The organism is Streptomyces sp. M41 (assembly GCF_043673425.1).
In the GTDB taxonomy this organism is placed as follows: Bacteria; Actinomycetota; Actinomycetes; order Streptomycetales; family Streptomycetaceae; genus Streptomyces.
Genome location: NZ_JBIMKE010000025.1, coordinates 1 through 13,005 on the forward strand (window position 1 = coordinate 1; position 13,005 = coordinate 13,005).

Below are 13,005 nucleotides of genomic sequence, written 5' to 3' on the forward strand. Positions count from 1 at the left end.
CGCGGGCGGCGAGCGCCAGATGACGCTCGGCGTCCGCCCGCCAGCCGAGCGACAGCGCGATCCGGCCCGCGAGCAGCGAAGCCTCCGGCGCGGCCGGCGCGCCGAACGAGGCCAGCCGCTCCGCGACCGCCGCCGTGTCGGCCACCAGCCGCCCCGAACTGCGTCCGGCCGCCACCCGCGCCTCGATCAGCACCAGCCGCGCATGCGCCTCCCACCAGCCGCGCCGCTGACCGGCGAAGAGCCGTACGGCCATGTCGGCGCGCGCGATCGCGGTGTGCGCGTCGCCCGCGAGCAGCGCGGCGCGCGCGGCGGCCAGCAGCAGCTCGGCCTTGCGGGTGGACTGGCCGCCGATCCCGTCGAGCACGGCGATGGCCGCGTCGGCCTCGGCCAGCGCCTCCCGGGGCAGCCCGGCGGCCAACAGCACCTCGCAGCGGCGGATGCTGAGCATGAACGTCGGCGTGCCGAGCTTGGCGTACCGCTCCTCGGCCTCGTCCAGCAGCCGCAGCGCCGCCGGGATGTCGCCCGAGCGGAACGCCGCGAGGCCCCGGCTCTCCACCGCGTCGGCTTTGTCGTGCTCCTGGCCGGTGGTGTCCCACAGGGCCTCGGCCGCCGTGAAGTCGGCGTCCGCCCGGTCCACCGCGCCGAGCGCCAGATGCACGGTCGCCCGCAGCGTCAGCGCCCGCGCCGTCCAGATGACGTCCTCCACCTGCCGCAGCACCGGGATCGCCTTGCGGACGTCCTCCAGCGCCTCCCGGTGACGCCCCAGCACCCACCGCGCGTACGCCCGGCGGAACAGCACCCGCGCGCGGGTGTGTCCGCTGCCGCGCTCGATCCCGCGCTCCAGCGCGGACAGACCCTGCTGTGTGCGACCCGCGTGCACCAATGCGACCCCGAGCGCCGCCAGGACGTCCGCCTCCCGCTCGGCCGACTCCGCGCGCGCCGCGAGATCCCGGGCACGCCGCAGATGGTGGAGGGCGATGCGCATGTCGCCCCAGTCCCGCTGCCAGATGCCGATCACCTGGTGGGCCACGGAGGCGTGCAAGGGCGACGGGTCCGCGCCGAGCACCCCTTCCGCCCTCGCCAGCGCGTCGTTGGGGGCGGCGAACACCATCGGCAGCAGTTCGAGAACCGAGTCGCTTCCCGCTGTCACTCCACGGATGGTAGTTGCCCCGGAACCGTGCCACACAGGTTTGGCGCTGTATCAATCAGCCACCGCACGGCTCTGACTGACGACCGTCGCCTCAGCAGGAGGACACGCCATGGCACCACAGCGATTCAACGAGCAGTTCGCGCACATCCAGCGCTCCATGCCCGACGTCCCCCTCGCGATGGGACCGGACGACTCCGCCGAGTTCATCTACGAGAAGGGCTATGTGCTGGTCCGCGACGGCGACGACGCCCAGGTCGTCGAGGACACCGTGCGGGCGCACTTCACCGCCGAACCCGATCTCGTCCAGGACAACGTGCGCCGCGCGGGCCCGCGGACCAACCGCTCGGGCATCACCCGCATCCAGGTCGGCGACCCCGGCGAGGGCGACCCCAGCGGCGACCGCACCGTCGCGCACGCCCTGCGCGCCCTGCGGGAGACGGAGGGCCGGGCCGGACGCCGGCTGGTCAGCCGCAATCACCTCGTGTCGATCGCGGTCAACTCCTGCCCCGGTGACGAGCCCGAGCCGGTGGCGCAGACCGACGGTCTCAACCCCGCCGCGGCCGAGGGCGGTTACGACCCGGACAGCGCCGTCGGCGTCCTCGTCGTCGACACCGGCCTGATGCGCGACTTCCGCTCCTCGCCGCTGCTGGCCCACACCGACGGCGACGCCCAGATCAGGGAGTGCGACGACGACGGAGTCCTCCAGCAGTACGTCGGCCACGGCACGTTCATCGCCGGGCTCGTCGCCGCCGTCGCCCCCAACACCGCCATCACCGTGCGCAACTCCCTGAACGACGCGGGCGCCATCCTGGAGTCCGAGTTCGGCGAGAAGCTCTTCGAGGCCGTCGACGCGGGCGGCTGGCCCGACATCCTCAGCCTGTCCGCGGGCACCTCCAACGGCCGCACCGACGGTCTGCTCGGCATCGAAGCCTTCATGCGCGAGCTGCGCGAGCAGCGCACCCTGCTGGTCGCCGCCGCCGGCAACAACGGCAGCGCCACGCCCTTCTGGCCCGCCGCCTACGCCGACCTCGCCGACTACCAGGACGTCGTGCTCTCGGTCGGCGCGCTGCGCAGCGACGGCGAGTTCGGCGCCTGCTTCAGCAACCACGGCGCCTGGGTGAAGGCGTACGCCCCCGGTGAGCGGCTCACCAGCGTCCTCACAGGCTTCGACACCCCCGTGCCCTACGTCTACCAGCACTCCACCTACGACGCCTGCCGGTACGGCTTCGGCTACACCTGTACCTGTCAGTCGCCGCGTCACAACGGCGTGTTGAGCGAGGAGGGCGGCGCCACCAAGCCCGACCAGGTGATGTTCGAAGGGTTCGCGCACTGGAGCGGCACGTCCTTCGCGACTCCGCTCGTCGCCGGCATGATCGCCGCGCACATGACGGCGCAGCAGGAGAACGACCCGCGCGTCGCGCGGTACAAGATGCTCGCGGCGAACTCCGGTTTCGCCGAGGTGCGCGGGGCGCACGTACCGGCGCTCCGCCCCCCGACCTGGCGCCCCGTCCCGGTCGTGCAGCCGGCTCGTCGGTCATGAGGGTCGGAACCGCCCCCTCCGCGGCGTACGATGACTTGCCGTACACGAGGGGTGGGGCTGTGGACCGTGCAGATGTCGGTGCGTTGGTCCAGTCCGCCGTCGACGGCGACGCGGCGGCCTGGAAGGCGCTGGTGGAAGGGCTGAGCCCACTGGTGTGGTCGGTGGTGCGGGCTCATCGGCTGGGCGACGCCGACGCCCATGAGGTGTACCAGACCGTCTGGTTCCGTTTCGCCCAGCACCTCGGGCGCATCCGGGAACCCGAGAAGGCCGGGTCATGGCTGGCGAGCACCGCGCGGCACGAGTGTCTGAAGGTGATCAAGGCCATGCGGCGGCTGACCGTGACGAACGATCCGCAACTGCTCGACCGGGTCAGTGAGGACCGTACGCCCGAGCAGTCGATCCTGGACTCGGAGGAGGCCGCCGCCGAGTCCGAACGGATCCGCTGGATGTGGCAGGAGTTCGAGAAACTCGGGGAACGCTGCCGCCAGTTGCTGCGCGTGCTGATGGCCTCGCCGCCGCCCAGCTACCACGAGGTGTCCGCCGCACTGGGCATCGCCGTGGGCAGCATCGGGCCGCTGCGCCAGCGCTGTCTGCGCCGCCTTCGGGCCCGACTCGACGCACGGGGAGCGCTGTGAACGACGACATGCACGACGAAGTGAGGGACGAGGGGCCCCTCGGCGACGACCTCGACGGTGACGGCGGTGACGGCGGGTTCGACATCGAGCTGCTCGAGGAGGAGCTGCGCCAGGCCGCCGCCATCTGGGACCCGGTGCCGGCCGAGCTCCAGCAGATCGCCGTGGAGGCGTTCGCGCTGCACGACCTCGACGCCCGTATCGCCGAGTTGACGTTCGACTCGCTGGTGGACGCCATTCCGGTCAGGGGGGCGACCGACGCGCCGCGGATGCTGACGTTCCGCGCGGGCGAGGTGACGGTCGACGTGGAGGTGACCGCCCAGGGCCTGATGGGGCAGGTGCTGCCACCGCAGCAGGCGCGGATCGAGGTGCTCGGCGGCCCGCAGACGGCCGTGCCGGTCGAGGCCGACGCCATGGGCCGGTTCGCCGGCGACGCCCCGCCGCACGGCCCTTTCGCCCTGCGGCTGCGGACCGGCGGCGAGGTCGTGGTCACGGAGTGGCTGCGGGCCTGAGCGCCACCCTCAGCGTGTGGCGGCGTCCACCAGCGTCGCCAGTGCCCGCGCGAGCCGGGTGAGTCCGGGACCGGCCGGACCGCCCGGCTCCGTCATGTATGTGTCCCGGCGGATCTCGATCATCAGGGCGCTCACCCGCGGCTCGGTGCCGTAGAACTCCAGCGGTACGTAGGTGCCGCTGAACGGACTGTCGAGCCCCGTCTCCCCGCAGGAGGCGAACGCCTCGCGCGCCGCCGCGAGCAGCGCGGGCGGCGTGTGGAAGGCGTCCGTGCCCAGGCAGACCGGCGGGCGTGGGCCCTCGCCGTGCAGTTCGTAGGGAAGCCGGGCGCTCGGATAGGAGTGGACGTCGATGATCACGGCCCGGCCGGTGGCGGCGAGCCGGCCGGCCACGGCGTCCGTCATGGCTTGCGCGTACGGCCGGAAGTACCGTTCGACGAGCGGGCCGGGGTCGGTGTCCGCGGGCCGCAGTCGCGCCAGGTGCGTGGTGCGGGTGTAGACGGCGCCCATCCCGACGGCCAGCATCTCCTCCCGCTCGTCCGGGAACCGCTCCGGATCCACGACCAGCCGCGAGAGCCGGTTGACGAACCGCCAGGGCGCGACCCGGGCCGGCCGGACCGCCGCCTCGGCCAGCTCGGCGGTGTGCGCGTCGGTGATGTGGTCCAGCTCCCGCCCCAGCGCGCCTTCGTCGAGCACGATCCCGGCCCGCACCTCGGCCGGGATGTCGCGGGCGGAGTGCGGTACGTGCAGGATCACGGGGGAGTCGGCGGCGCCGGGCAGCAGGTCGAAGGAAGCAGACATCTCTCTCACATCGTTCGGGTCAGGGGCGGGCGGGTGAGGCGGCGTGCCGGGGTCACCACGGGAACGTGCTGCACCTTCACGTCGACGAGGGAGTGCCGGCAGTCGTACACCGGTGCCGTGTCCACGAGCAGCAGACAGGTGATCGTCGTGCCGCGGCCGATCAGGCCCGGCCCGATGGTCAGGCGCGAGCCGCGTACGGAGACCGGCGGCACCCTGGCCGTCGCGGGGCTGGACTCGGTGCTGAGCACGTCCAGATAGGGCACGCCCAGATCCACCTGGAAGGGCTCCCCCCGGTCGAACGCGCCGCTGGCGATGTCTCGGCGCCCGGCGTTGGTCAGCACCACTTCGACGAGGTGCGGATCGCTCAGTAACGTGCCGTTGTGCCGGATCTCCAGGCTGCCGTCCACGCGTCGGCGGACCAACGGCCGGTGGCTCAAGGTGTAGTTGAGCCGCCGCTTGGGGTGGGCCGAGCGGAACGCGCTCCACATCGCGAGGACCCCGACGAGCACGGTCCCGGCGACGCCCGCGGCCGTCCAGAAGGTCTCGGCGGTGTAGAACGCGCCGGACGCGACGGGCGGGAGAGAGGTGACCTCGTTCACGGGCAGCCCGACGCGCCAAGGGGCCGGTCGCGCGTCGTACTCCGTTCGTACGTGCGGCAACTGTTCCGGTGGCTCTCCGCCCCGGCCCGCCGACGGTTGCTCCTCCTCGCTCAGCAGCGGCGCAGTCCTCCGCCGAGGAACGCCCGCCACTCGTGCGGTGCGAACACCAGGGCCGGTCCCTGAGCGACCTTGGAGTCCCGGACCGCGACGAGACCGGCGACGGCCGCCACCTCGACACACGCTCCGTTGCCCGAACTGCGGCTGCTTCTGCGCCAGTCGGCCCCGTCCAGGGCGGCCCGCGCCGGCGTCCGCCCGTCGTGCGCGCTCATGATTCCCGCATCTCCCTTGCGATCCGCTCCAGCGTGGTGGGTGTCTCCTGCGGGTCGGGAGCGGCGGCCCGCACGAGGTCGAAGGTCTGGATGAAGGTGCGTACGTCGCGTTCCTTCTCCAGATACACGTTTCCGGCGATGGAGTTGACGTAGACCACGGTGGGCTCGCGCGGCCCGAACTCCAGCAGCGAGAAGGTCCCGGCGAGGGCCGCGTGGGCGCCCTTGGCCGTCGGCATGATCTGGATGGTGACGTTCGGCAGCCGCACCGCCTGCGCCAGGTGCTCCAGTTGGGCCGCCATGACCTCGGTGCCGCCGACGGGCCGGCGCAGGGCGCTCTCCTCCACCACCACCCACAGCTCCAGCGGCTCGGGCGTCCGGGTGAGCAGCGCCTGCCGCTCCTTGCGGAAGCGGACCAACTGGTCCACCTCGTACGGCTCGTTGGGCCGCACGGCGGCGATCACCGCGCGGGCGTAGTCCTCGGTCTGCAACAGGCCGTGCACGAAGGTGGGTTCGTAACTGCGCAGGACGCCGGCGTCCGCCTCCAGGCCCGCGTAGGTGGCCATGCCCGAGGGCAGCACCTCGTTGTAATGCGCCCACCAGCCTTGCTGCTGCGCCCCCTTGTGGACCTGCATGACGGCCTCGGTCAGCTCCGGGTCGGTGACGCCGTACCACTGGAGCAGATCGCGGACGTCCCGGGCCTTGATCGGGGCCTGGCCGGTCTCCACCCTGCTGATCTTGGACATCGAGCACTCCAGGTGCGCCGCGACGTCCTCGATCCGCTTTCCCGCGTGCTCCCGCAGGCGGCGCAGTTCAGCGCCGAGTTGACGCCGCCGCAGCGTGGGTCCGCCGGCCATGGCCATTGCCTCACCCCTCGCGTCTGTTGCTCCGGGCAAGTGCGCCCGGTCGTCAATTGCCTTGTACGTGAGGATAGTTGAGATCATGCATGTGGCCCACGCAATTGCGTATAAGAAATTGCCCGACGACAAAGGGGCATGGTCAACGCCCGGGACCGGACTCCGCCCGACATGACTCCGCTCCGGGACCGGACTCCGCCCCGGACATGACTCCGCCCCGGCCCGGCGGTGCGCCGGTCGGGGCGGAGGTGGCAGGGCGCTACGGCCTCGTGGGTCAGCTCAGCGCGGCGAGCGCCTCGTTCCAGGTGGCCGACGGGCGCATGACCGCGGCGGCCTTGGCCGGGTCGGGCTGGTAGTAGCCGCCGATCTCGGCGGGCTTGCCCTGGACGGCGTTCAGCTCGTCGACGATCTTCTGCTCGTTCGCCGTGAGCGTCTCGGCGAGCGGGGCGAAGGCCTTGGCCAGCTCCGCGTCGTCGGTCTGCTTGGCCAGCTCCTGCGCCCAGTACAGGGACAGGTAGAAGTGGCTGCCGCGGTTGTCGATGCCGCCGACGCGACGGGTCGGGGACTTGTCCTCGTTGAGGAAGGTCGCCGTGGCGCGGTCGAGGGTGTCCGCGAGGACCTTCGCGCGGGTGTTCCCGGTAGCGGTCGCGTACTGCTCCAGGGACGGCACCAGCGCGAAGAACTCACCGAGGGAGTCCCAGCGCAGATAGTTCTCCTTGACCAGCTGCTGGACGTGCTTCGGCGCGGAGCCGCCGGCGCCCGTCTCGAACAGGCCGCCGCCCGCCATCAGCGGGACGACCGACAGCATCTTGGCGCTCGTGCCCAGCTCCAGGATGGGGAAGAGGTCGGTCAGGTAGTCGCGCAGGACGTTACCGGTGACCGAGATCGTGTTCTCGCCGCGGCGGATGCGCTCCACCGACAGCTTGGTCGCGTCGACCGGCGCGAGGATCCGGATGTCCAAGCCCTCGGTGTCGTGCTCCGGCAGGTAGGCGTTGACCTTGGCGATCAGGTTGGCGTCGTGCGCGCGGGTCTCGTCCAGCCAGAAGACGGCCGGGTCGCCGGTGGCGCGGGCGCGGGTGACGGCCAGCTTCACCCAGTCCTTGATCGGCGCGTCCTTGGTCTGGCAGGCGCGGAAGATGTCGCCCTCGGCGACCGGCTGCTCGATGAGGACATTGCCGGCCTGGTCGACCAGGCGGACCGTGCCGGCGGCCTTGATCTCGAAGGTCTTGTCGTGCGAGCCGTACTCCTCGGCCTTCTGCGCCATGAGGCCGACGTTCGGGACCGAGCCCATCGTCGACGGGTCGTAGGCGCCGTTGGCCCGGCAGTCGTCGACCACGGCCTGGTAGACGCCCGCGTAGGAGGAGTCCGGCAGCACCGCGAGGGTGTCGGCCTCCTGGCCGTCCGGGCCCCACATGTGGCCGGAGGTGCGGATCATGGCCGGCATCGAGGCGTCGACGATCACGTCGGACGGCACGTGCAGGTTGGTGATGCCCTTGTCGGAGTCGACCATGGCCAGCGCGGGGCCCTCGGCGATCTCGGCCTCGAAGGACGCCTTGATCTCGGCGCCGTTCGGCAGCGCGTCCAGGCCCTTGAGGATGCCGCCCAGACCGTCGTTCGGGGACAGGCCGGCGGCGGCGAGGTCGGCGCCGAAGCTCGCGAAGGTCTTCGGGAAGAAGGCGCGGACGACATGGCCGAAGACGATCGGGTCGGAGACCTTCATCATCGTGGCCTTGAGGTGCACCGAGAACAGCACGCCCTCGGCCTTGGCCCGGGCGACCTGCGCGGTCAGGAACTCGCGCAGCGCGGCGACCCGCATCACGGAGGCGTCGACGACCTCGCCGGCGAGGACCGGTACCGACTCGCGCAGCACGGTCGTGGTGCCGTCCTCGGCGACGTGCTCGATCTTCAGCGCGCCGGCCTCGGAGATCACGACGGACTTCTCGGTGGAGCGGAAGTCGTCCCGGCCCATGGTCGCCACGTTGGTCTTGGACTCGGGGGTCCAGGCGCCCATGCGGTGCGGGTGGGTCTTGGCGTAGTTCTTGACCGAGGCGGGGGCGCGGCGGTCGGAGTTGCCCTCACGCAGGACCGGGTTCACGGCCGAGCCCTTGACCTTGTCGTAGCGGGCCTGGATCTCCCGCTCCTCGTCGGTCTTCGGGTCGTCCGGGTAGTTCGGCAGCGCGTAGCCCTGGCTCTGCAGCTCGGCGACCGCGGCCTTGAGCTGCGGGATCGACGCCGAGATGTTCGGCAGCTTGATGATGTTCGCGGCCGGCGTCTTCGCGAGCTCACCGAGCTCGGCGAGGGCGTCCGGGATGCGCTGGTCCTCGGTCAGGTACTCCGGGAACACCGCGATGATGCGGCCGGCCAGCGAGATGTCCCGCGTCTGGACGGCGACACCCGCCTGCGAGGCGTATGCCTGGACCACCGGCAGGAAGGAATACGTCGCCAGGGCCGGGGCCTCGTCAGTGTGCGTATAGATGATGGTCGAGTCAGTCACCGGGTGCTCCGCTCCACGTCTGCAACATTGCTCGACATCAAGATATCTCGTGATCGACCCGTACTCGACAGGGGTCCGCACACAGAAGCCGGGACATGGCCGGGTCCCGTCATGTTCCGGCAGCAAGGGGAAGCAGCGCGTCCGTGCAACCTGACGGGTGGGGCGGTGGTCATGTAGGGGGATCACTTGTTTCCGACATCACCGATCCGGCGGCCGGCCCTGACCACCCGGCCGCCCGAGCGAAAGCGGACCATGAGATATCGCACCCGAGTGACCGCCCCCGCGGCGGCCCTGATCGGCACCGCCGCCGCCCTGGCCACCGCTCCCTCGGCCCAAGCGGCACCCACGACGAAGGCGACGGGGACCCCGGCCGCCGGCAAACACGGCGCCCCGGGCCCCGAGACCCTCGGCGACCCTGTCTTCCCGGCCCTCGGTAACGACGGCTACCGCGTAGCGGCCTACCACCTCGACCTCTCCTACGACGCCACCACCCGGCTCGTCGACGCCACCGCCTTCCTGAAGATCCGCGCCACCCGGACCCTGACCCGGTTCTCCCTCGACGCCCTCGGCCTGGACGTCCGAGCGGTCCGCGTCGCCGGCCGCCCGGCGACCTTCGAGCAGGTGGACGAGAAGCTGCGCATCACGCCCGCGCGCACCCTCCACGCCACACGCTCGGCCACCGTCCAGGTGCGGTACACGGTGGACCCGCGTCGTGACCTGCCTCACACCGGCTGGGTCGACACGCCGGACGGGTTCGCGGTGTGCTGCCAGCCGAACTCGGCCCACACCGTCTTCCCCTGCAACGACCACCCGTCCGACAAAGCGGACTTCTCCTTCCGCCTCACCGTCCCGAGCGGCCTGCGCGGCGTGGCGAGCGGCCTGCTCGTACGCACCGAGAGCCTGGCCGGCGACCGTACGGCGTACACATACCGCTCACGCGAGCCCATGGCCACGGAGCTGGTGCAGATCACGGTCGGCGACTATGTGGTGAAGGACCGGCAGGGCCCGCACGGACTGCCGCTGCGCGACGTCGTCCCGACCGCGCGGGCCGAGGCGCTCGAACCGGCGCTCGCGCTGACCCCACGGCTGGTGGAGTGGCTGGAGGCCAGGCTCGGCCCCTACCCGTTCGAGACGTACGGACTGCTGCCCTGCAACTCCGACGCCCCGGACGCCTTCGACTTCACCGGCCTGGAGACCCAGACCCTCACCATCTACAAGCCGGGCTTCCTGCTCCAGGAGGAGAAGAAGATCGGCTCGCACATGATGCACGAGCTGGTCCACTCCTACTTCGGCAACAGCGTGAGCCCCGCCACCTGGGCCGACCTCTGGCTGAACGAGGGACACGCCGACTTCTACGGCCTGCTCTACCGCTATGAGCGCGGCTGGGCCGACTCACTCGGCATGACCACCCTGGAAGCCCGGATGAAGGACACCTACGCCCGCGGCGACCAGTGGCGCCACGACTGGGGGCCGGTGGCGGCACCGAACGCGGTAAACCTGTTCGAGTCCCAGCGCTATCTGGGCGGCGTCCTGGTCCTGTACGCACTGCGCAACCTGGTGGGCGAGGACGCCTTCGACGCCCTGGAACGCCGCTTCCTCGCCCGGTACCGCAACTCCTCGGCGTCGACGGCGGACTTCATCGCCGTCGCCTCGAAGGTCTCGGGTCAGGATCTGTCCGGATTCCTGCGGGAGTGGCTGTACGGCACGAAGACGCCGCGGATGCCCGGGCATCCGGACTGGACGGTCACCCCGGTGAACCCGTCGCTCGTCGCGCCGCACAGCCGGCGGGGCGGCCACTACCACGACAACTCGGCCACCTTGTAGGTGCCGCCAGCCTGTAGGCGTCGCCACCCGTAGGTGCCGCCCGGACCGGCAGCGGTGCCTCAGTCGAGGCGGACGGGTGCGAGCTCGTCCGCCTCCTCGGGGCCGCGCTGCTGCGGGATCGCCACCGTCCCCTGCTGGATGGCCACCGTCCGCGTGGGCGCCGGGATGCGGATGCCCTCCAGGCGGTAGCGCCGGTGCAGACGCTTGATGAACTCGTGCTTGATCCGGTACTGGTCGCTGAACTCGCCGACGCCCAGGATGACCGTGAAGCCGATCCGCGAGTCGCCGAAGGTGTGGAAGCGGATGATCGGCTCGTGGTCCGGTACGGCGCCCTCGACATCGGCCATCACCTCGGCGATGACCTCGTTGGTCACCCGCTCGACATGGTCCAGGTCGCTGTCGTAGGCGACGCCGACCTGGAGCAGGATCGTCAACTGCTGCTCGGGGCGCATGAAGTTGGTCATGTTCGTCTTCGCGAGTTCCCCGTTGGGGATCACGACCAGGTTGTTGGAGAGGTTGCGGACCGTCGTCTGGCGCCAGTTGATGTCCTCGACGTAGCCCTCCTCACCGCTGCTCAGCCGGATGTAGTCGCCGGGCTGGACGGTCTTGGAGGCGAGGATGTGAATGCCCGCGAAAAGGTTGGCGAGGGTGTCCTGAAGCGCCAGCGCGACCGCCAGACCGCCGACGCCCAGGGCGGTGAGCAGGGGCGCTATGGAGATGCCGAGGGTCTGGAGCACCACCAGGAAACCGATGGCCAGCACCAGGATCCGGGTGATGTTGACGAAGATCGTGGCGGAACCGGCGACGCCGGGGCGGGACTGGGTGACCGTCCGCATCAGTCCGGCGACGCCCCGGGCGACCGTCAGGGTCACGACGAAGATGAGCAGCACGGTCAGGGTCTTGTTGACGTTGTGCTGAACGGTCCGGGTCAGTGGCAGCGCCGCACCGGCGGACGCGGCGCCGCCGAGGAAGGCCGCCCACGGCGCGACGGTGCGCAGCGTGTCCACGATGAGGTCGTCGCCGCTCCAGCGGGTGCGGTCGGCGTGCTTGCCCAGCCAGCGCAGCAGCATCCGCAGCAGGAAGGCCGCCAGCAGCCCCGCCGCCAGCGCGATCCCGGCGACGACCAGGTCGTCCACAGTGAGCGCTCGCTTCACCGGTCACCCCCGGAAGGAAGAGCTGCGGCGCATTTCTCCGCCGACGGCCGGATATGAAGTCTCGTCACGTTGTCACCTGCTCGATTTCCGCCATGTGCCGTCGCGCCGGCCACCCCGTCCCCCGAGTCCTGCGCGCGGGCTCATCCTGCCGTATCGGGTACACGTGTTCGCGCCAGGACCGGCGACCGAACGGCGCCACCGCTCGGTTTCGGGCATTCTCTCCCGAACTCCCGGGCCATCGGAGGGCAATGGCCGCTCCCCGAGTCGCACTCGATGCTCACGCCGGGCCCGCGAGCCGCACACCCCCGCGCACGCCGGTCCCTCACTCGCCCCCGAACGACTCACTCGCCCCCGAACGAACCGTGCCGCCCCGCCCCCGCGGCGAACCGTGCCGCGCCCTGAAGGCTCTCCGCCAGCACCCCCATGCCATGACGCAGCTCACCCCGCATCGCCGGCCCCTCCTCCAGCCCCTCCTGGTCGAGCACGGACGCCCGGTCGGCGCGCAGGCACGCCTGGGGGAACCGCGCGATCCGGGCGGCCAGTTCCTCCGCCTGCGCGCGACCGCGTCCCGCCGGTACGACGCGGTTGGCCAGGCCCATGGCGTACGCCTCGTCCGCCGGGACCGGACGGCCGGTCAGGATCATGTCCAGGGCGCGGCTCGTGCCGATCAGCCGCGGCAGCCGTACCGTGCCCCCGTCGACGAGCGGAACCCCCCAGCGGCGGCAGAACACTCCGAAGACGGCGTCCTCCTCGGCCACCCGCAGATCGCACCACAGGGCCAGTTCGAGGCCGCCGGCCACGGCGTGTCCGGCCACCGCGGCGATCACCGGCTTCGACAGCCGCAGCCGCGTCGGGCCCATCGGCCCGTCACCCTCCTCGGCGACCCGGTTGCCCCGCTCCCCGCCGATCGCCTTGAGGTCGGCACCCGCGCAGAAGGTGCCGCCCTCGCCCCACAGCACCGCCACCCGCGCCTCGTCGTCCGCCTCGAAGTCACGGAAGGCGGCCGTGAGTTCGGCCGCCGTGGGGCCGTCCACCGCGTTGCGGACCTCGGGGCGGGAGAGGACGACAGTGGTGACGTGTCCCTGGCGCTCGACGCGGACCGGCATGGCGGGCCCCTTT

General features: G+C 71.4%; 12 protein-coding genes. 4 read left to right on the forward strand and 8 right to left on the reverse strand.

The window, feature by feature from the left end:
* On the reverse strand, positions 1-1,111 hold a 1,111-nt coding region (locus ACHBTE_RS26340; RefSeq protein WP_394726674.1), incomplete at its 3' end, for a tetratricopeptide repeat protein.
* A gap of 148 nt (positions 1,112-1,259) precedes the next feature.
* On the opposite strand from ACHBTE_RS26340, the gene ACHBTE_RS26345 reads away from it, so the two are divergent.
* Genes ACHBTE_RS26345 through ACHBTE_RS26355 form a run of 3 tightly spaced genes read left to right on the forward strand, consistent with a single transcriptional unit; the run spans position 1,260 to position 3,834 of the window.
* Entirely contained in the window at positions 1,260-2,690 is a 1,431-nt protein-coding gene (locus ACHBTE_RS26345; RefSeq protein WP_394726582.1) for a S8/S53 family peptidase, read from the forward strand.
* A gap of 59 nt (positions 2,691-2,749) precedes the next feature.
* Entirely contained in the window at positions 2,750-3,325 is a 576-nt protein-coding gene (locus tag ACHBTE_RS26350; RefSeq protein WP_394726583.1) for an RNA polymerase sigma factor, read from the forward strand.
* Positions 3,326-3,333: 8 nt separating this feature from the next.
* Entirely contained in the window at positions 3,334-3,834 is a 501-nt protein-coding gene (locus tag ACHBTE_RS26355; RefSeq protein WP_394726675.1) for a hypothetical protein, read from the forward strand.
* Positions 3,835-3,843: 9 nt separating this feature from the next.
* On the opposite strand, the gene ACHBTE_RS26360 is transcribed toward ACHBTE_RS26355, so the two are convergent.
* From ACHBTE_RS26360 to ACHBTE_RS26380, 5 genes are all read right to left on the reverse strand, one after another.
* Complete coding sequence (locus ACHBTE_RS26360) at positions 3,844-4,632, reverse strand: N-formylglutamate amidohydrolase (RefSeq protein ID WP_394726584.1); 789 nt, start codon at positions 4,630-4,632, stop codon at positions 3,844-3,846.
* A gap of 5 nt (positions 4,633-4,637) precedes the next feature.
* Positions 4,638-5,291, reverse strand: a complete 654-nt coding sequence (locus ACHBTE_RS26365) for a hypothetical protein (protein WP_394726585.1) — start codon at positions 5,289-5,291, stop codon at positions 4,638-4,640.
* Positions 5,292-5,341: 50 nt separating this feature from the next.
* A complete protein-coding gene (locus tag ACHBTE_RS26370; RefSeq protein WP_394726586.1) occupies positions 5,342-5,560 on the reverse strand; it encodes a DUF397 domain-containing protein in 219 nt (72 codons plus the stop codon).
* Entirely contained in the window at positions 5,557-6,414 is an 858-nt protein-coding gene (locus tag ACHBTE_RS26375) for a helix-turn-helix domain-containing protein (protein WP_394726587.1), read from the reverse strand. Before ACHBTE_RS26375 ends, ACHBTE_RS26370 begins: the two co-directional genes overlap by 4 nt.
* Positions 6,415-6,688: 274 nt before the next feature.
* A complete protein-coding gene (locus tag ACHBTE_RS26380) occupies positions 6,689-8,908 on the reverse strand; it encodes an NADP-dependent isocitrate dehydrogenase (RefSeq protein ID WP_394726588.1) in 2,220 nt (739 codons plus the stop codon).
* A gap of 252 nt (positions 8,909-9,160) precedes the next feature.
* Here ACHBTE_RS26380 and ACHBTE_RS26385 point away from each other — a divergent pair, with 252 nt between their 5' ends.
* A complete protein-coding gene (locus ACHBTE_RS26385) occupies positions 9,161-10,732 on the forward strand; it encodes a M1 family metallopeptidase (protein WP_394726589.1) in 1,572 nt (523 codons plus the stop codon).
* 59 nt (positions 10,733-10,791) lie between these two features.
* On the opposite strand, the gene ACHBTE_RS26390 is transcribed toward ACHBTE_RS26385, so the two are convergent.
* Entirely contained in the window at positions 10,792-11,886 is a 1,095-nt protein-coding gene (locus tag ACHBTE_RS26390) for a mechanosensitive ion channel family protein (protein ID WP_394726590.1), read from the reverse strand.
* A 341-nt stretch (positions 11,887-12,227) separates the two neighbouring features.
* Positions 12,228-12,992 (reverse strand): crotonase/enoyl-CoA hydratase family protein, encoded by a 765-nt coding sequence (locus ACHBTE_RS26395; RefSeq protein WP_394726591.1) that lies wholly within the window; start codon positions 12,990-12,992, stop codon positions 12,228-12,230.
* Positions 12,993-13,005 lie beyond the last annotated feature (13 nt).